This window comes from Kineosporia sp. R_H_3 (assembly GCF_002198675.1).
GTDB lineage: Bacteria > Actinomycetota > Actinomycetes > Actinomycetales > Kineosporiaceae > R-H-3.
Genome location: NZ_MWLL01000195.1, coordinates 26008 through 45501, shown reverse-complemented (window position 1 = coordinate 45501; position 19494 = coordinate 26008). Strand labels below are relative to the sequence as shown.

Annotated in this window: 11 protein-coding genes and 1 tRNA gene; 4 read left to right on the top strand and 8 right to left on the bottom strand. The window is 70.5% G+C overall.

Translation table 11 applies throughout. The annotated features are described in order from the left end of the window. From ECOMGDLI_RS24175 to ECOMGDLI_RS24165, 3 genes are all read right to left on the bottom strand, one after another. Window positions 1–632 (bottom strand): single-stranded DNA-binding protein (locus tag ECOMGDLI_RS24175; RefSeq protein ID WP_088319414.1); only part of this gene is annotated, 632 nt, incomplete at its 3' end. Window positions 633–819: 187 nt separating this feature from the next. Continuing rightward, window positions 820–2529 (bottom strand): GTPase, encoded by a 1710-nt coding sequence (locus ECOMGDLI_RS24170; RefSeq protein WP_088319413.1) that lies wholly within the window; start codon window positions 2527–2529, stop codon window positions 820–822. Continuing rightward, a complete protein-coding gene (locus ECOMGDLI_RS24165) occupies window positions 2526–4454 on the bottom strand; it encodes a dynamin family protein (RefSeq protein WP_198955143.1) in 1929 nt (642 codons plus the stop codon). The genes ECOMGDLI_RS24170 and ECOMGDLI_RS24165 overlap by 4 nt, the downstream gene beginning before the upstream one ends. Window positions 4455–4924: 470 nt before the next feature. Between ECOMGDLI_RS24165 and ECOMGDLI_RS24160 the strand changes: the two genes are divergently transcribed. Together ECOMGDLI_RS24160 and ECOMGDLI_RS24155 are read left to right on the top strand one after the other, a co-directional pair. Next, window positions 4925–4997, top strand: a tRNA-Arg gene (locus ECOMGDLI_RS24160). A 92-nt stretch (window positions 4998–5089) separates the two neighbouring features. After that, a complete protein-coding gene (locus tag ECOMGDLI_RS24155; protein ID WP_088319411.1) occupies window positions 5090–6382 on the top strand; it encodes a site-specific integrase in 1293 nt (430 codons plus the stop codon). 93 nt (window positions 6383–6475) lie between these two features. Here the strand turns inward: ECOMGDLI_RS24155 and ECOMGDLI_RS24150 are convergent, their stop codons facing one another. Together ECOMGDLI_RS24150 and ECOMGDLI_RS24145 are read right to left on the bottom strand one after the other, a co-directional pair. Then, window positions 6476–8098, bottom strand: a complete 1623-nt coding sequence (locus ECOMGDLI_RS24150; protein ID WP_143447892.1) for a DUF726 domain-containing protein — start codon at window positions 8096–8098, stop codon at window positions 6476–6478. Between the two features lie 233 nt (window positions 8099–8331). Further along, on the bottom strand, window positions 8332–10122 hold the full coding sequence (locus tag ECOMGDLI_RS24145; RefSeq protein WP_088319417.1) for a DUF262 domain-containing protein: 1791 nt from the start codon (window positions 10120–10122) through the stop codon (window positions 8332–8334). 165 nt (window positions 10123–10287) lie between these two features. Between ECOMGDLI_RS24145 and ECOMGDLI_RS24140 the strand changes: the two genes are divergently transcribed. Both ECOMGDLI_RS24140 and ECOMGDLI_RS24135 read left to right on the top strand, forming a co-directional pair. Then, window positions 10288–10746: a hypothetical protein gene (locus ECOMGDLI_RS24140; RefSeq protein ID WP_088319409.1), complete on the top strand. Its 459-nt coding sequence runs from the start codon at window positions 10288–10290 to the stop codon at window positions 10744–10746. A 117-nt stretch (window positions 10747–10863) separates the two neighbouring features. After that, window positions 10864–12441 carry a nuclease-related domain-containing protein gene (locus tag ECOMGDLI_RS24135; RefSeq protein WP_088319408.1) on the top strand — a complete coding sequence of 526 codons (1578 nt, stop codon included), beginning with the start codon at window positions 10864–10866 and terminating at the stop codon, window positions 12439–12441. Window positions 12442–12448: 7 nt separating this feature from the next. Here ECOMGDLI_RS24135 and mobF read toward each other — a convergent pair whose 3' ends face one another. The 3 genes from mobF to ECOMGDLI_RS24120 form a co-directional block, all read right to left on the bottom strand. Then, the gene (gene mobF / locus ECOMGDLI_RS24130; RefSeq protein WP_143447891.1) at window positions 12449–17542 is read right to left on the bottom strand and encodes a MobF family relaxase; all 5094 of its coding nucleotides are present in this window, start codon (window positions 17540–17542) and stop codon (window positions 12449–12451) included. 312 nt (window positions 17543–17854) lie between these two features. After that, the gene (locus ECOMGDLI_RS24125; protein WP_088319406.1) at window positions 17855–18925 is read right to left on the bottom strand and encodes a hypothetical protein; all 1071 of its coding nucleotides are present in this window, start codon (window positions 18923–18925) and stop codon (window positions 17855–17857) included. Then, on the bottom strand, window positions 18918–19451 hold the full coding sequence (locus ECOMGDLI_RS24120; RefSeq protein ID WP_088319405.1) for a hypothetical protein: 534 nt from the start codon (window positions 19449–19451) through the stop codon (window positions 18918–18920). Before ECOMGDLI_RS24120 ends, ECOMGDLI_RS24125 begins: the two co-directional genes overlap by 8 nt. Window positions 19452–19494: the final 43 nt, after the last annotated feature.

Here is a 19494-nt window from a genome sequence, read left to right as displayed (position 1 = left end):
GTCAGCGCCCGCTTCGACGACCTGGTCAACCTCGTGCCGGCCCCCACGAGCTCGCGGGCGTCGAGCAGCGCCTGGCCCTCGTCCTCGTCGTCCTCGTCCTCGTCGAGGTCGTCGTCCTCCTCGTCCGGGTCGAGCGGCGGGAAGGCGGCGTAGACCGGCAGGGCGGCCGACGCGGGGACCCCCGGCCCGGCCTCCTCCCCGAGGACCACGGGCATGTCGGCGACCTCGGCCTCGAGGCGGGCCACGACCGCCTCGACCTCGGCGGCCGCCGTGCCGCGGGACCGCTCGAACGTCGCCGTCCCCCAGGCGAGGTCCGGCCCCAGGGCCTCAGCGGTGATCTTGACGTCGCTGCGGCGACCGCCGTCCTGACCGGTCCACTGGTCGGTGCGCAACCGGCCCTTGACGATGATCCGGTCCTTGACCCGCACCGACTGCTCGGCGTTCACCGCCAGCGCCCGCCAGCACGTCACCGTCGCCCAGGTCTCGGCGCCGTTGACCCAGGCGCCGGTCGCCCGGTCGAACCGGCGCTCGGTCGAGACGAAGCGGAAGCTCAGCAGCCGGGTGCCGTCGTGGGACTTGACCTCCGGGACGGTCGCGACGACGCCGGTCAGGGTCACGTGGGTCTCGTTCATCTCATCCTCCTCCGCCCGGCGCGGCGCCGGGTCGATGGAGGCAGTCCACCGCGGACGACCGACGTCGCGCTGGGCCCGGACCCGCGGCTGTGGACAGTGGGACGAACGGCGGAACTGTGGACGGGTCGAGCCCGCCAGGTCGTCCGGACCCGTTCGCGCGGAAGAGGTCCCGGACGCGGTCAGCGTCTCAGCGTGCGGACTCGAGCGCCTGCCGCGCGGCCCGGTGGTCCGCGAGGACCTCGGCGACCGGCGACACGACGTGCTCGAACGCGACGGCGGACACCGCCTGCCGCAGCAGCGCCGCGACCCTGGCCCGGCGCCGCCGCGCCCCGACGCGCACGGCCCAGCGCGAGCCGAGGGCCAGCGCGAGACCGCCGAGGAGACCGCCGTAGAAGAGCCACGACGGCACGTAGAACGGCCCCACGGTCGGGGTCTCGGGGAACGTCCCCACGGCCGCCATGACGAACAGGTAGAGGAACCACGCCGTCCCGACGGCCAGCGCCGCGGCGAGCAGGTAGTGCACGACGCGCACGACCGACCACCACGGCGGCGGCGCGTACTCGAGGTCGACGGACATGACGGCGCCGTCGAGCGCCTCGGCCAGGTCCGCCCCGGGGGCCGTCGACGCCTTGCGCACGGCGTCGCCCCACCGGGCGGGCAGCGCGTTCGCCGCCGACGACGTCACGGCCCGGACGGCGATCTCGACCCGGGCCTGCTGGGACGGCGACATCGCCGGCAACGAACGCCGGGTCAGCCGGCGCAGCTCGCTCTCGGCCTCCCCGAGACGCAGCTTGCGCAGCGGGTCCGGGCGCAGCGCGTGCCACCAGCGCACGAGCGGCCAGCCGACGAGGGCTCCTGCACGGCGCCGGTAGTCCGTCTCGACGGCGTTGAGGACGACGGGCAGCCCGGCGGCCGCGGCCAGCGCCCCGACGAGCTCGTCGGCGCCGTTGAGGGCACGCGCGTCCGGCTCGGTCGGCGACAGGCTCTTCTCGAGCGCCTCACGGGCGCCGTCCAGGTCGGCAGCAGCACGCTGCGCCGTCGTCGCCTGCCGCCGGACGACGTCCGACAGCACGCTGCGCAGGTCCTCGACACCGTCGCCGCGCGTCGCCGACGTCGCGACGAGCTTGACCGGGCCCAGCCCGTCGGCGTCGAGCAGCCGGCGCAGGTCGGTCAGGCAGGTCTCGGTGCCGGCCGGGCCGAGCTTGTCGACCTGGTTGAGCACGATGAGCATGACCGACTCGTGCCCGACGAACTTGCGCAGGTAGTTCGCGTGGAGCACCTCGTCCGCGTACTTCTGCGGATCGACGACCCAGACGAGCAGGTCGCACAGGTCGACCAGGCGGTCGACCTCGAGCCGGTGCGTGACGTTCGTCGAGTCGTGGTCGGGCAGGTCGAGCAGGACGAGCCCGTTGAGGGCCGCCTCGCGCTGCCCGTCGAGCACCGACTCGCGCGCCGTGCGGTGCCGGCCCGGGACGTCGAGCCAGTCCAGGAGCGGGTCGGCGGTGTCCGTGCCCCAGACGCACGCGACCGGCTTGCCGGTCGTCGGACGGCGGGCTCCGACGTCCGACAGGTCCATGCCCGCGAGAGCGTTGAAGAGGCTCGACTTTCCGCTACCGGTCGCGCCGGCGAGGGCGACGACGGTGTGCCGCGACCCGAGCCGCATCCGCTCACCGGTGCGCTCGAGTGCGTGCCGGGCCTGGGTGACCGCGGCCGGTTCGAAGCGGTCGCCACCGACCTTGAGGGCCTGCTCGACGGCCTCGACCCGGGCGGCGATGTCGGGGGCGCCGCGACGGCGTCCGCCGGATCGCCCGGACGACGCGCGCTCGGCCGCGGGGTCCGCGCCCGACGGCTCGTCGGTCGGGCTGCTCGTGGGCAGGGTCGTCGGTCCGCTGCTCACCGCGCCTCCTCCAGAGCGCCGACCGCGGCCCGGAGCCGGTCCCCCGCGTCGTGCAGGACCCCGGCGGCGTCGAGGACGCCGACGATGCGGGCCCGCTCGGACTCCATGAGGGCGTCGACCCGGGAGACGAGGTCCGCGTGCGCCTTCGCCGTGAGGCTGCGCACCGCCTGCTCGCCGAACACCGCGACGAGCATCCGGTTCGCCAGTGCTGCGGTGCCGGCCGCGGCCTCGGAGTCGTTGCCGTCGCCGAGGGTGTGGCTGAAGACGACGAGGGTGAGGATCGCGGCGGTGCCGTCGACGCCGAGCGAGAGCGCGCGGGCGGTGAGCCGGCGGCTCTGGCCCTCGACCTGGACGAGCTCGACGACGCCGGCGTGCCACTCGGCGACGGCCCGCGCGAGCCGGACCTCGAAGTCCGGCGCGAGCGTCGTCGTCGTCGCGGCCCGCTCGATGAGCGCGGCTCCCGCCGGGATCGCGCGCCAGCCGAGCACCGACTGCTCGAGCGTCGCCTGGGCGGAGGCCCGGACGATGGCCTGGACGCCGGTCTGGAGGGCCTCGCCGAGCGGCTCGACCGGTGCCGGCTTGCCGCGCAGCGACGCGGTGATCCGGTCCCGGATCCGGCCCATGCTCGACTCGAGCGTCCGCATGAACTCGCCCGTGCCGACCCACTCCTGCCAGCGGGCGAGGACCTCGCCGCGCAGGATCGTGCCGTCGGACAGGCGCTCGCGCAGGACGCCGGTGTTCTCGGCGAACGTGGCCTGGAGCGCCTCGCGCAGCGCCGCGTCGGCGTCGCGCTGGGCGTCCGCGGCGTCCGCGACGACGTAGACCCGCTCGCGGAGACTGTCGAGCGCACCGGCGAGGGTCCGCCGGACGATGACGTCCCGGGAGCGGGCGTCCTTCGCGAGCCGCTGCAGCCAGGTGAGCAGCGGTTTGACGACGGCGTCGGGCAGGAAGCCGTCGGACAGGCGCGCCTCGGGGATCGTGAAGAGCGGGGACGACGCGAGCCCGCGGTCGCGCAGGAGCGTCGCCAGGTGGGTCCGGACCTCGCGGATCGACTCGCGCGGCACCCGGTCGAGGATCACGGCGACGGACGCACCCCGGTCGGAGGCCGTCCGCAGCATCTCCCACGGGACGGCGTCCGAGTAGCGCGAGGCCGTCGTCACGAACAGCCAGAGGTCCGCGGCGGCGAGCAGCTGGACGGCGAGCTCACGGTTGGTGTCGACGACCGAGTCGATGTCGGGGGCGTCGATGATCGCCAGCCCTGCGGGGACGCCCTCGTGCGGCACGAGCCGCAGCGCGGTGATCCGCGGCGCGTCGACGTCGATCGGCTGGATCGGCTCGGGCGCCTCCGCGGTGACCCGCGCAAGGTTCGGCAGGATCCGCTGCGAGAGGAACGCACCCGAGTCGTACGGGTGGTGCACGAGGACCGGCGAGCGGGTCGTCGGCCGGAGCACGCCGGACCGCGTGACCTCCTTGCGCACCAACGAGTTCGTGAGCGTCGACTTGCCGGCGCCGGTCGAGCCGCCGATGACGGCGAGCAGCGGCGCGTCCATCCGGCGCAGCCGCGGGAGCAGGTAGTCGTCGAGCTGCGCCTGGAGCCGCTCCCGGTCGACGCGCGACTGGTCGACGTCCTCGACGACGAGCGGCAGGTGCAGCGCCGAGACCGCCTCGCGCAGCCGCTCGCTGGACTCGAGGATCCCGGGGTGGTCGAGGACCGGCGGCGGGCCCGCGGGCGCGACGCCGACGGGCGGGGTCGCGGCGACGGGCGACGCAGGTGCCGGGGCGGACGGCGCGGCCTGCTCACCTGTCGCAGGTGCGGTCTCCACGGCGGTCGCGGCGGCCGCTTCAGCCGTCGGCGCGGTCGGTACGGCGTCACTGAGGGTGCCCGACGGCGACGGTTCGCGGACGGCGTCAGCCTGCGTGTCCACGCGTCCCCTTCCCGTGCATAGCGGAACCCCCTCGGGCCAGGGAGCGCGCGCCGACCATGACGAGACGACATCGGCCGTGCTCACGCACCTGCCGACCGGCCCCGTCACGACGCTTCGGACCGCGCCCCGGAGGCTCATCTTGCCAAAGCGCGACGGTATCCGTGCATCGGATCACCGGGCATCCCACGGCGACCATCACATTCCGTCATATAGCACCCCGCATGATCACACTTCCGACCTCCTTGGCGACATACAGTCACCGCTCGTCGGTGCTGCCTACCGGATCCCGCGCGGGCTGTAGCCGCGGTTCGTGCCCTGACCGCCCCATGCCCGCCGGCGGGACGTTCAGTCCCCGGACCCGCCCGCCGTCCGGCGCGGGCCGCCGCCGGCCTTCTGTCGCCCGCCCACGCGGGGGCCGCTTCGTGGCAGCATTGCGGAGGGCCGGGGCGGGTCGACCGCCGGCGGCCCGGGCGCCCGTAGCTCAGTGGACAGAGCAGCGGACTTCTAATCCGATGGTCGCAGGTTCGACCCCTGCCGGGCGCGCAGCCTCTGACCTGCAACGATAGCCGAATCATGATCGTCCGATAGCGACTCCATGGATCAAATGTGGTGCGAACAGAACTTACGCTCGCACCATGGCGGTAGGACAGCAGCGACCACGACGTGCGCGCGGCTCGATCGAGCAGCTCTCCAGCGGCGCACTACGGGTGCGCGTCTACGCCGGCTACGACTCGGTGACCGGCCGCCGCCGATACCTCGATGAAGTCATCCCCGCCGGCCCGCGCGCGGCGACACAGGCGGAGCGGGCTCGCATTCGACTGCTGAACCAGGTCGCTGAACGGCGGCATCCCAAGACGAGCGCCACGATGAACCAGCTGCTCGACCGGTACTTCGAGGTTCTCGACGTCGATCCGAACACCGCCAAGACCTACCGGTCGTATGTAGACCGCCATGTTCGACCAGTCATCGGCCACCTGCCGCTCGCCCGGGTCGACGGCGAGACCCTCGACTCCCTCTACGCCCAGCTCCGACGCTGCCGGCGACGCTGCAAGGGCGCAAAGGGCCTGGTCGACCACCGGCTGAGCGGCGAGCACGCATGTACCGACAAGTGCCGACCGCACGCTTGCAAGCCCTTGGCCGCAGGCACCGTCCGACAGATCCACTGGATTCTCTCCGGCGCGTTCGATCGCGCCGTGCGATGGGACTGGATCAGCGTTACGCCCGCCGGGGCAGCGTCTCCCCCGCCCCCGCCACGTCCGAACCCGTCACCACCCACACCCGAGCAGGCTGCACTGATTCTCAACGAGGCGTGGCTCGACGAGGACTGGGGGACCCTGGTCTGGCTGGCCATGACGACCGGCGCCCGGCGCGGCGAGCTGTGCGCGCTCAAGCGCAGCCACTACGACGCTGCCACTCGCACACTGACGATCCCAGCCAGCGTGACCGGATCGCGGAACTCCCTGCGCGAGAAGGACACGAAGACTCATCAGCAGCGCAGGGTCGCGCTGGGCCAGGAAACCGCCGCCCTGCTCGACGCGATGCTCGAGCGGCAGAACAAGGCAGCCAGGAAGCTGGCGATCCGCCTGAGCGACAAGGCATACCTGTTCTCCAACGACCCCGACTGCTCCCAGCCGCTGCTACCCGGCACCGTGACCCAGCGATACAACCGCCTGGTAGAGCGCCTCGCGATAGAGACGACGTTCCACAAGCTGCGTCACTACAACGCGACGGAGCTCATCGCTGCTGGCGTCGACCTCCGCACCGTCGCCGGCCGCCTGGGGCATGGAGGCGGAGGTGTCACTACTCTTCGGGCGTACGCGGCCTGGGTTGCAGACGCCGGCCGCGCGGCCGCCGAAGAATTTGACGCGCGGATGCCATCTCGCCCGTCCCGGGCCTCCAAGAAGCGTGAGTGGGCAGTGCCAGAGTAACGCGGGCCTGCGCTGCAACACGTGCCCCTGGTTGCGTGAACGCGGTGTCCATTTCGGCGGCGGCCTCACGCGTCGAGAGCTGACCGCTCAACTCTACTCTCCTTGAAGCGTGACCCCCGAGATGTACGCAGAGTGCCCTGACACATGGCGAGTGACATTGCGATCTTTGATTCGTGCGAACTTGGACTTGAATCCGGCCTGACCCACCGCGGTCTCCCCCACCTCAGCGAGCGAATACAGCCAGCGAAGGACTCCGTCATTCTCGGACCAGTAGTTCCATACATGGCCTGAGACGGCCTGATCGAGGCATCGCCAATCCCCGTCGCGTCCCACTGCTGCACCGAGAAGGTGCATCGCCTCGATTCGCGAAGGGCCGGATCGGGTTCCTAAGGCCAACGCTGCCGTGACCATGACTCGGGCGCCCAGACTGTGCCCCATGAGCACATACGGACCTTCAACGCTCCGAGAGATCAGGTCTGCCAGCGCGGCTCCAGTCATCCCGGCCCTTACTTTCGCGATGGTCCAAGGATTCGTAGCCACGCCGTGAAGGCCCAGCAGCCAGCCGATTCCAGGAAGTCCAAAGCTCCTACTCCCCCGTCGAGCACCTTGGGCGACGATCTCATGGACGGCCGCCTTAACCGTGCTTGACGTAACGAGCGCTGTGAGGTGCTTGAGTTCCTTCGCACCCCAGTGCACCTGGTACACGGGTGCGTCCGGGTACCGAGTGTCGACGAGACGCTGCCACTCCTTCCAGCCCGCCTGTCCTTCGGTGAGGAAACCGGTCGCGAACACCACTGGACTCCCGGTCCCTGATCTCATCTGTTCGATACCGAAGGACGGGTCTGCGCCCGCGTATGCAGTCACGGTAGTGGCCCCCAGGACCCCGCCAAGCGCAGTACCTGTTGCGGTCACAACCGCGGCGCCTCCTGCCATCCCGAGGCCACCTGAAGCAACGGCGCCGCCTCCAAGCATCGCGAGACCATGACTCGTCGCAGCAGCGCCGGTTAGCGACCCGCCCAGCATCGAGCTCCCCAGCGCTGCGCCGACGGCCGGGGCGGCAAAGAACGCCATTGGCGCCACCACTGCCGCAGTTCCGAGCGTCCCTACTGTGATCTTGGTGATGCGAGCGGCGTTACGGACTTCGAAGCTCAAGAAGTCCTTGGAGTCGCCTAGCGTCTCGATCTTCGACCTAATCTTCTCGAAGCCTGGGATCGCGTGACGATGTGCGGCGCAGTAGCCCATGTTCACGCGAGCCCTCGTCGTGAGGGTCGCATGGTGGGCGCACCCGGGGACGCCGCAATTGACGGTCGGCGTTCCGCACGTACAGCAAAGGTAGGTGCGGAACGGACGCTCGGCGCCACGGACGTGTTGATGGCTCGTCTTCTCGAAGCACCCCGAGCACCAGGCGGTGACCGTGCGATCTCCCAATCGGACGACCATGTCAGCGAGGCCGAGCAGGTCCTTCCTTGCCGCGTCGGCGGCCGCACGATGACTCGCTCGCTTCTCGGCGGCGCGCGACCTGCGGTAGGCCATCTCGTTGGCGGCGAACCCCAGCGCTAGCGCCATGAGGGCAACATTCCGAGTGAGCTCAGGATCACCAGAGACTTGCGAGTCGCCGTCACCGACTCCTCGACCTTCCACGCATAGCTGGAGACTCCCGGCCTCCAGCCTCACCACGAAGCCGAGCCCTTGTGGACGGTAATCGACGGTCGCCACTATCGAACCTCAGACGCTAGGCACCAGCCGCGAAGACGTGTCAACACACACCCGAGGCTAGAGCGGGCGCCGAGTCCAGGGGGCTCACCTACACGAGTCTCGTACCTTCTCCGGACGCGACCAGCCCAGAACCGCCGGGAGCCGCGCGTCCTTGGCGCGCACCGATCGCATCGCCTGACGTGTCCGCTGCGACCACACCATCGATCACGCAGGTGCGACCGATGCCTTCATCACTACAGCGCCTGGTAGTAGTCGCGAATGATGGCCGCCATCAGGCGGCGACGACGAACCAGAAACTCTGGGTAGTCTCCAGCCGTAACATTGATCAGATCTTCCGGGACGGCGTTCTCGGCGAGGTTTGCGAGAAGATCGTCCTCGTTGGTGATCTCTCCTAGGGACAGCACCCCGGACTGTACCTGCGCGATCATCTCTGCCATGTACTGTGCCGGCGGCCTGTTGCTGATGCTGATGTTGATCGACGTCTCTGTAAGTGCGAAGTTGGCGACCTGGTTGTAGTCGCCTCGATCCGGAAAGCCATTCTTCTGAAGATAATCCTTCGGCACGATGTGATGGATGTCGCCGGACTGTTGAGTCATGGCGGACACGGTGATCGCCTTGGACAAGAATCCGCGCGCGTTGTTTACAACCTGAGCCGCGAGAAACGTCTGGAAGAACGGACTTACGGTACTAGTCGTTTCCAATGCCGCAGGCAGAGTCACGGCCCAGAACGCGTCAGAGAGCTCAGAGTCTTCCACTTGCTTGAGGTAGTTGGCGGCACCTTGGTCACCGATACGGCGTATGTCTTGCTCCCAGGTCGACTCAAAACTGCCTGAGTGCCGTCCAGTCAGCATAGACATCACGAACCAGCGCTTTACGATACGCTTTCGCTCTCCCTCGCTCATCGTCTCGTCTTGACGCAGCCTGAGATAAAGCGCATAGCCGAAGTTGAGCGCATTGCGCGAGTTGACCATTCCCGACGTGATGAACCCTGCCGACTTGATCAGCATAAGGAAGTTGTCGAAATGATACTTCCGAACGATCTCCAGCAGGGCCCGCTCCAACTTGTCGTAGGCGAGTGGGATCCGCTCCTCATCAACCTTGCGCGTCTCAGGGTCACGGCCTGAAAGTTCACTCACGATGCTTGACGCCTTGCCCCTGTGGAAGCCGACAAGCCCAGCTACTCGAATGATGTCGCTGTATTGAGGGTCGTATAGATCCTCAGCCTCATCCTTCAGCCAACTGATCGCCTTGAGGTATGGGGTCGCCGCGAACTCAGTGTCGTTCTCCAGCACGTCGCTGTACGCATGGGGAGCGACGGCCAGGTGACAGAAGTAGTCGATGAGCTTTCGAAGATTCCGCCCACGATCACCATAGGTGGCTATCTTGCTCATGGCGAAGTCGGCACTGCTAAGCGGTACACCCTTGGAGTTGATACGAATGAAGATCTCCGACACAGTCTCAACGTCCAGATCATCGGCGAGGCCGATGATTCCGATCTGAGCATTCTGAATGCTGCCCAGACGGGCGAGACTAGTTTCAAACAGTTTCGCGTCCACCCCGGGATTGCGCTCAAGGTACTCCCGGGCGAACGATAGAGGCGAGTCAGAGTTGAAGTACTCACTGATGTCTGCGATCCACTGCGGATCCTTGCGAATGACTGGCGTTGCGGTCGCGAACTCCTCCGTCAGAGGATTGAACGCGATGATGATCCTGATCTGCTTGTATCTCTTGTCGATGACCTTGAGGCCGGCAACCGCAGCCCGGAGCGCGGTGATGCGCTGCTGGCCGTCGATGAGGATCTGCTGGTGAGCAGCAACCTGCCCACCCTTCAATTTGGCCCCCACGGACTGCCACGTAATCAGGTATCCAACGGGATAACCTTTATACAGGGAGTCCATGAGATCACGGACCTTGACGCTGTCCCAGACGAAGGGGCGCTGGAGCTCTGGAATCGCAATCTTGTCGCTCTTGACGTCCGAGAGCAGTTGCGTGACTGCCGACTGCGTCACCGAGTACTTGGCCATGACTCCCCTTCGCTCGATGTGGCTCACGCTAGTGCAGTCCTCGCATGGATGTACTCGCTGCCGGCAACCGCAGCGAATGTCTGGGGGCCGACTCGCCACGGTTGTCGGAGGCGGCTCACATAATGCAGACGGCCTGAAGCAGCAGGCAGCGGATAGGAGGCTCGCATGTCAGCGACTGGCTACCTGGGCAGTGTTGGCGCGCCAGATTGGTTGAAGCACGAAGTTGATCTGTGGTTCTTGGCCGACGTCGCCAGGGCTATCCAGTGGGACGCCCGGTTCGAGGACTCGCTCGGCCTCGAGCCGCAGAGCCGCGAACTACATCAGCAGGTCGCTTCGGGAACCGTGGACACATTGCACTGGGTGCTGGGGGTGGTGCTGGTGTCGCCAACCAGCGGTCAGCGGTTCGTCGACCGGTCCCAGCACGGCCTCGTCGACGAGCTGGAGGTCACGATCGCGCGTCGCGGCCGAGCCGAGCGCGAGTCCTCGGATTGGTACTACCTGGGTGGGGTCGCCGACGCGCTGGAGTTCTCCCTCGGGCTGCGTCGAACGTTCTGGTGGGTGCCGCTGCCGGCGTCACTGATCGACGGCCCGCCGAGGCGTGACGAGCACGGTTTCAGCGCGTAGCGCCGACGATCTGAGAATCGGCTGTTCTGCCGGGTTTCGAGGCATCCCCGGGACGGGCGCCGCTCTGTTTCATAGGTTCGATGCCCTCGGGGCGGGCGAGAGACGCGGGGGCACGAGGTGCGGTTCTACCGGGAGAGTTCCTCGTCGACGCGGGTTTTCGGCTACCAGGATGACGGGACGGCCGCTGTGGTCGCGGACGTCACGACCGGCGAGCAGTCCTGGATCCTCAGCGAGTGGATGAGCACCGGCCGGGCCGAGCTGGAGACTGCCCTAGCACGCTTCGGCGAGCTGCCGGTGCTCGAGAGCGCCAGCAACTTCGTTGCGGCGGAGTCGACGACCACGTCGGCGACGGCGCAGGGAGTCGACTTGGCCGCTCAGGTGCCCGGTGCGGCGTTGCTCGAGGAGATCGCCGCAGTGTTCGCCGCGGCAGGTCCCGACGGATCATTGACAGAGGTACAGCGGGCTCGGGTGCTGCCCTTCGCTGCGGGCTTCGTCGGTGAGCAGGAACTGGCGCTGGAGCTCGCCCGCCTGGACTCGGTCCGGTGGCAGGTGCTGCACAGCGTTCGGGTGGGGGCCGGCGGGGCGGACGTCGACCATCTCGTGATCGGCCCGGGCGGGGTGTTCACCGTGAACACCAAGCACCATCGCGGGCAGCGCGTCCACGTCGCCGGGGCCGGGGCGGGCGGTGGTGCGATCTACCTCGGTGGGACGTTCCAGCCGTATCTGGCGCGAGCTCGCGCGGAGGGCGACAGGGTCTCCTCACGGCTCGCGGCGCGTCTGGGGCGCGATGTGCCCGTCCGGCCGGTGATCGCGGTGGTCGGTGCGCGTCTGACTTTCAAGGCAGCACCCACAGACGTGCAGGTGCTCGACGCGGCGCATCTGGTCGACTGGCTGTCGAACCAACCTGAGCTGCTCGACTCGGCGGCCGTCGAGGCGCTCTTCGCGGTGTCCCGGGACGCGGACACGTGGGGAGTTCTCCCGGTACGCGGGGCCTCCCCCGCGGTCGCCGAGCTCGCGCGCCGGCTCGCGCACGAGCACGCCGCGGCGGTGTCTGCCGGCCGCGGCTCGTCGAGGAAGCCATCATCCGGTGCGCGATCTGGCAGCGTGCGTCGTCGGCCCTCGGGCCGTGCAGCCGGGCGGAACAGCCGGCCCGGAGGGCGGCCGGGCATGGGTCGGCGGTCGCTGGTCGCGCGGTTGGCGGTTCTGGGCCTGTTCCTGGTTGCTGTGGCGACCGGTCTGGTGGGCGCGATGGGCGAGATGTTCGGCCAGGTCATCGGGTCGACGCTTGCCGATCAGGTCGCCGACTCAGCCACCCGCACAGCGGAGCCGACGCCGCGCTCAGGCGCGACGTCGGGTCCCGATCCGACGTCGACCAAGTTCCTCGCTCCGGTCTCGTTGCCGCAGAAACTGGTCGGCGCAAGCTGCACCAAGGGCGACCGGAAGGCTCGGCGCGGACAGCACCTCCTGGTGTGCCTGACGGATCCGGACACGGCTCGACGGACCTGGCAGTACGCCGACCCGGACAAGCGGCTTCCGATGGCTCTACGAGGGCAGCCGTGCGACCGTCGCGGAGACCGGGCACGGAACGCAATCGGCGTCGGGTTCCTGTCGTGCTCAGGGCCGGCGACGGCGCCAACCTGGCGCCTGTCGCCGGGACCCTCGCCGACTCCCTCGGCGGCACCGTCGTCAACCTGACGGCCGTTTACGCGACGCCGTCCTCGGCGCCGAGCCCCCCGGACGACGCTGCGACGTTGATGCCGTTGTCGGCGCCGTAGTCCACGCCGTGGTCCTCAGCGCCTGCGTCGTGCCAACGTCCGGTCTGGGCGACGGCGTCGTTCTCCGCATTGATCTGGGCGGACCGACGCGCGTCCCACGAGCCGTCATCAGCAGTGTCCTCGGTGCGAGCGGAGGAAGCGCGACCGTCGTCCGCGAGATCCTCGGTGGCAGTTGCGGCGGCGTTCTGGCTGGCCTCGTCAGCCAGGCGCTCGGCGGCTCGCACCGCGGCGGCCGCCGCGGCCTCAACTTCCGCGGTGGCCGCGCCGGCGGTCAACGAAGCGACAGCTGAGGGCCCGCCTGCGTCGTCCTCGGTGCCGGTGCGGGGTTCGCTGACTCGGCGGGCGGTGCCGGGGCGGCCGAGCCCGGCGCTGGCGAGGTGTTCGATATCGGCCAGGGCTGCGGCGACCGGCGGGCGAAGGCTCTCGTCCGTCCTGGCGGCGTCGGTGTCCGGCACGACCGGTGTCTGGACGTCGATCTCAAGGCCGTGGACGGCGGCGGCATCGATGATCTGCTGCCGCTCGACCTGTGTAACCCCGCGCGGCAGGCCCTCGGTGCGACGCCACCCAGCCCAGCGCACGTCCTCCGCCTCATGGAGTTCGGCGCTGTGGACCTCGCCGCCATCGAGCTCGCTGACATCGGACTCAGTGATGGTGCGGTGGGCGTCATCCTCGATGCGGGCGCGTTCTTCGGCCTCGAGCCACTCGCGGTACTGCAGGAGCTCCTGTGCGCTGGTGCGGTCTGCCTCGAGGCGGGGACCGAGGCCTCGGCGATAGAGCTCGGCCCGCGCGCTGTCCCCGGCGGCGAGCGTTTCGGTGTGATGGAGCAGCCAGCGGGCCCTGGCGTCGGCGACTTCGTCGAGTTGCGTGGCGGCGGAGCGGTGTTCGGCGGCGGCTGCGGCGAGCTGGTCTGCGTCGTCAGGGCGGCTCTGGGCTCGGGCGAGGACCGAGTCGCGCTCGGCCTGGTCGGCGAGACGGTGGCGTTCGCGTTGGGCCTCGTAGACGGCGGGCGGGGCGATGGCGCGGGCGCGTTCGGCGGCGCGGGCGCGGACGAGGAGCCGGCCTTCGGTCATCTCGGCCTCGGGGCGCTGTTCTTCGGGCATCCCTGCCGCGGTGTAGGCCGCGTGCCAGGCGGCGCGCTTCTCGGGAGTGGAGACGCCGGGGCAGCGGCCGAGCGCTATGTCGGGGTGGGTCCATCCGGACGCCTCGCGTTGCGCGGCGACCGCGCCGACGCGGGCGGTCCACTCTTCCCGGGTCAGCGCTGCCGGTCGCTCCACGTCTACCGCGCTGCCTGTTGACGCGTACGTGTCAATAGGGAGCGTCTGCCCGTCCTCCGTACGGACGTCGGTGGGCATCGGCTGGCCGAGCGTTCTGGTGACCCAGTTCGGGAGCGAAGCAGGATCGGCGTCGGCCACGGCGGCGAACTCGGCCCCGAGCTCACGGGCACGATGTGCGTAAAGGCCGTGCAGCTGCTCGAGGTAGGCCGCGCGCTGGTCGTGGACTGGGAGGGCCTTGCTGCTCGTCTCCACCGCGGCGTCTGTCGGCACGGCGGCCGGGGCCTGGGGCCAGGCGGCGGGCGTTGGCAGCGGGTGGCGCTTGTCGATGCGAGCGGCGACGACCTGAGACAGGGCGTTGACCTTGGTGAAGTCCCCGGCCGTGACACCGTCACGGAGCAGCTCGAGGGCGTCGGCGCCGGCGTGCTCGTGGGCCCGCAGGAGCTTCGCGAGGTGCTCTGTGCCTTGCTCTGCACCGAACCTGGCGCGCTCGGTGTCCGTGAGGAGGCCCTCCGCGGTGAGCGTGTCCAGGTGCTCGTCGAGGCGGGCCCTGGCGGCGAGGCGGGTCTCATCCTCTATGAGTCCGAGCAGTGTCCCGGCGTCGCGGCGTGCACGGGCATCAGCGTCGGCGATGTCGACGGCTGCGGCGTCCGCGCGTGCCCGCAGGTCCATGCCTGCGCTGGCCTCGTCCGCGCCGGTCTCGGTGGCCAGGGCGCGGGCGAGCAGTCCTCGGGCGGTGTGGACGGTCGTCCCGGTTGGGGCGTCGGGGTTGGGGATGCCGGTGTCGGTGATGGCCCAGGCGGTGTTGGACTCGCGGCCGCGGGTGAGGCCGACGTAGGCGCCGGCCCGGTCGGAGGTCGGGGTTAGCAGGAGGTGGCTGGTGTCGACGGTGCGGCCTTGGGCGCCGTGCGCGGTCGACGCGTACGCCAGGGACAGGTCGGCAGCGGCGTAATCGGCCGGGATGGTGTGTGACTGGCTGGTGCGGGTGCAGGTGGCGGTGAGGGTGCCGTGCTCGTCGACGGCGTCGATCCGGTAGACCTCGCGGTTCACCAGGCCAAGCTGGCGGTCGATCCGGCGGGCCTGGACCAGGTCGCCGACGCCGGCGGTGGTCCCGTCCCGGTCGAGCAGGATCGAGGCTTTGCCGACGTGGCCGACGTCGGCGAGGTGGCGGCGGACGGCGGCCGCGACTTGGGCGGCGTGCTCGTTGCTGCTGGTGATGACGACGGTGTCCTTGCCGGCGAGCCGGTCGGCGGCGGCGGCCCGGGCGATGGCGGCGATGGCGTCCTTCTCGCGGCCGGCGTCGATGAGGCGGCCGTGGGCGTCGTAGTCGGTGACGGCGTCGGCGTGGCCGTCTCGGAGTCGGAGGGAGGCGGTGGCTTCCCAGTCGTGGGTGAAGCGGCGGACCTCGCTGAGGGTGAAGGTCTGGGCGTTGCGGTCGATGGCGGCGCGCATCATGCCGCCGGCGCCGACCGGACCGAGCTGGTGCGGGTCGCCCATCAGGACCACGCGGGCGCCGGCGGTGTCGGCGGCGGCCTGGAGCCGGTTCAGAGAGGCGGTGTCGGCCATCGAGGCCTCGTCGACGAGCAGGACGTCGTTCGGGCCGAGCCGCCATCGCTCGTCCCCCGCGAGGGGGCGGCCTTCGGTGAGGCGGCGTTGGGCGGTGAGGAAGGCGGCGATGTTCGCGCTGTCGGTGACGCCGTCCTCGGCCAGGACGTCGGCCGCGGCCTGGGTGATGGCGACGCCGACGGCGCGGCCGGGTCCGTAGCGGGCGCGGACGTCGGGGTTGCGGTGCTCGGCGAGCTGGGCGGTGAGATCGCGCCAGGCGACATCGAACGCGGCGGCGGTGAACGACTTCCCGGTCCCGGCCGGTCCGACGAGGACGGCGGCCGCAGCGTCGGACGTCGCGAGGCCGAGCAGGGCCTCGCGCTGCGCCGGCGAGAGCGCCTGGCCGACCGGCTGGGCCTCGAGCCAGTCCTCGACAACGAACCGTGGCAGCGCCGTCCGGCCGTGCTCCCCGGCCGACCGCAGGACGGCCCACTCGGCGGACAGGTGCCCGCGCGTGGCGTACGCGATCCGGGCGGGGTTGACCGTGTCGGCGGTCCCGTCGGCTCGGCGGGCAGAGTCCGGGACGCGCCCGACCTCGAACCCGGACACCTGGACGACGTCCGCTGACTGCATCGCCTCGTCGGCGAGGTGCTCCAGGAGCCGTTCCGCTTCGCCGGGGGCGAGGGCACCGAGGTCGTCCGGCAGAGCGAGGTTGATCTGGCGGATGAGGTCGTGCCGGGTGAAAGTCGACTTCCCGTCCGACCCATGGCAGGCCTCTAGCGCCTCGGCGAGCACCGCGCGCAGCGAGAAGGTCTCCCCCTCCCCCGGGCCCTCGGGCCCACCGGCGAGTCGATCCGCGAGCAGCTGCTCGACGTCCGACCCGACCTCGGACCCGGCGGTGTCGAGGGCGGCCGCGCTCACCCGCGCAGCGCTCGCTGCGTGGTCGAGGACGTGCCGGAACCGGTGCGCCTGGCCGGACAGTCCGCCGGCGACGCTGCCGGATGCCTCGGCGTGCCAGCGGGCGTTGAGCTCGTCCGGCGACTCACTGAACCCGGTCTTGCCCGGCCGGGTGGCGAGGGTGACCTTCTTGACGATCGTCGCCCGCTCGATCGCGTTCGCGGGCCGGCCGTACATAGCCTCGAAGGCGTCGAGGCGGCGCTCGGCCTCTGGACCGATGACGCGGGTGCGCGCAGAGAACAGGTCCTCGAGCTGCGGGTCGACGCCGACGACGCGGCGACCGACGCCGTCCTCGCGCATCTCCCACTGGATCCCGAGGCGGCGCGTGAGGTCGAGCTCGAGGGCGCGCTCGGCGATCGCGCCGGCCGCCGATCGGGCGGCGTGGACGGCTTCGCCGTCGAGGGCGAGCCAGCGGCCTTCTGCGGTCTGGACCTTGTTCAGGACGGCCTGGTGGACGTGCAGCTGGGGGTCGCCCTCGCGGGAGGTGTGCTGGCGGAACCGGGCGGCCGTCAGGCCTTGGGTGTCGGCCCAGTGCCCGGTGACGGAGCGGGCGCCGTGCCGGCCGGTGCGGGTGAACGCGGCGGTCCGCTCGACGTAGTCGAGCGCTCGGGCGGAGGCGTCCATCAGGGCGTCCTCGACCTGGTCGGCAGCCCACTGCCACCCGGCCGCTGTGTCGGCGTCGCCGGCCGCGTCAGCCTCGGCGGCGGCGCGGGTGAACGCCGTCCACAGCACGGTCACGGACTTGTCCGGGCTGAACGTCAGGTCGTAGAAGTGCGCCGCCGCGGATACGTTCTTCTCCGCCTCGAGTCGCCAGGCCTGTATCTGCTCCGGCGTCGGTGTACTCGCGTGCTCCGTGGTGTACTCGCGGGTACGGTCCTCGACGATCGCATCCGGCGTCCTGTACTCCTTCGGCCGGTTCCCCAGAGTGCGCGAGCCGTATCTCGTCTCGGGGTCGGTGAACCGCTCGTCGGTCGGGTCCAGGTAGCGCTCGTACAGCGCCGACATGACGTCGGCGTCGACCTCGCCCTCCAGGCCCAGCGCCTCGGCGCCCTTGCCGTGCCAGACGCCGGGCGGCTCCCCCGCCCCGACCGCGCCGGTGTAGTACGACTCCATGCCGGCGCCGACCTGGTTCGTGAGGTAGCTGGCCGAGTGGCCGGGCGTGACGCTCAACAAGGCAGAAGTCCTTCCGTGGAGGGGGAACGAGCGGTCGAGCTGCACGTGCCAGAGCCGGCGCAGCAGCTCTGCCACGCCGTCCCGGTCTACTGACCCGGCGGGGAGACCGGCCCGCGCTTGGGGAGTTGCGGCCGCCGATCGCTGCGAGTCCGGTTGATCAGTCGGGTCGACCTCGGAGCGATGACGGCATTCCGTCGGGGGTTCGGGGAATGCGTGTGTAGCGCATTCTTTGTAGATCTTGATCTTGGCCGACTCGGTCGGGATGCATGGGTCTGGTGAATGCTCTTTGGCTGGTCGCACTTCTCGGATCTTGAGTTGATCTTGGTTCTGGACTTTTCAGTTGTGGATCTTGTCCGGTGATTCTTCGGTGTCGTCTCTGGTCGGGTTCTAGCTGTCCTCGCGGTGCTCTTGTTCGTGGCCGCTGTCCTGGCTCTCCCGGTCGGTCTGGTTCTGCTCCCGGTGGGTGTCCGGGTCGTCGTCCTCGTGGCGCGACTGCCGGTCTGGTCGCCGTGTGGTCGGGTCGTCGTCGGTGGGACCTGTCGGCGGGGGCATCGCGGCGCCGCCGCGATGCCCCCGACCAGCGACAGGGGACGTCGCGCGGGCGCGGCGGGTGGTGGCCTCGCGGTGGATCCTGGTGGCGCGGGCCTGGCCGATGCCGTGGTCGCGCATCAGGGCCCGGATCGACGGGAGGTCTTCACCGGCGGGCTGAGCGTCGAGGTGGGCGAGCACCTCGTCGTCCGACGGGCTCACCACGGTCGCCGTGACGGTCGACCGGGCGCCGCCCGAGCGGCCAGGGGTGCGGGAGGCGATCGCACCGGATACGGCTGGGCCCTTGACGGGCCGCGCCGGTGAGTACGGCGCTTGGGCGGCGACCGCGGGCCGGGCTGAGGCAGTCACCACGGGTGCACTCGTCGCGGTGCTGGGCGCCGTATCCGGGACGACGGTCAGGGACACGGGGACGGGTGCAGCTGCAGTTGCGGTCGCGGCGTGCGTTGTGTCCGTCGGGGTGGCGGCGGCGAGGTGCCAGAGCAGGGATGCGGCGCCGAGGACGAGGACCGGCAGAGAGGAGACGAGGGCGACCACCCAGGCGGGGGCGGTGGTGACGCCCCGGGCGGCGAGCAGGTGGTAGGCGATCTGCCCACCCATCCCGAGCAGGAGGGCGCCCGCGGCGGAGGCCCAGGCCCAGCGGCGGGCCAGCCGGGTGAGCGGTCGCGCGTCCGTGGCGACGGCGAGGGCGTAGACGGCGTAGGCCTCGACACCGATCGGCAGGGTGATGGCGGTGTTGAGGGTGAGGTCGTCCCAGATACCAGGGAGGGGGTGGACGACGCCGAAGCCGGTGAGTTCACCGAGACCGACCCACCCGGACCACGTCGCGGTCCCGGCGGAGGCACCGATGAGCAGCAGCGGCCAGCGGCGCCGGCCGTCCTCGCCGGCGGTCGGAGCGAAGGTGTCAGCCACGGCCGGCCTCCAGCCCGTCGGCCGGGACGGCGTCGGCGACTGCCGTCAGGTCGACCTGGTAGCCGGCGGCCGCGAGGTGGCGGCTGGCCTCAAGGTCGTACGCAGCCCGGTCGTACGCGACGGCGTTGACCGCTCGGGAGGCTGGGGCCGCGTCGACGCGAGCAGCGAGCCGGTCGCCAGCCGGGCCGGGCCGCTCAGCGGACCGGGCAGCGGCGCGGTCGGCGCGGGTGCCGTGCCCGGCGGAGCGGGGCGCAGGCTGTGCGTCCCTGCGGAGGCCGGCGATGATCCGCGCGACCTCGGGCCGGAGCGCGCCGTCGGGGGTGGGCGGGAACGTGCCCTCCGGGACGACGGAGCACTCGATGCAGATGAACGAGTTGTTGGCTGCGGCGGTGGCGTGGATGAGGTCAAGCTCGGACTTGGTGAAGCCGCCCCGGGCAGCGCCGGCGGGAGCCGGGCGGGCGCCTGTGGTGGCGGGCCGGTTGGTCTGCCGGGTGGGCTGGGTGCGGTACGCGTCTCGGTGGGTCACGACGGGTCCCTTCCAGGAGAGCGAGTTCGGACGGTCAGCGTTG

Coding starts and splice junctions, on each gene's coding strand:
- ECOMGDLI_RS24155 (WP_088319411.1), top strand. CDS start 5,090: ATGGCGGTAGGACAGCAGCGACCACGACGTGCGCGCGGCTCGATCGAG.
- ECOMGDLI_RS24145 (WP_088319417.1), bottom strand. CDS start 10,122: ATGGCCAAGTACTCGGTGACGCAGTCGGCAGTCACGCAACTGCTCTCG.
- ECOMGDLI_RS24140 (WP_088319409.1), top strand. CDS start 10,288: ATGTCAGCGACTGGCTACCTGGGCAGTGTTGGCGCGCCAGATTGGTTG.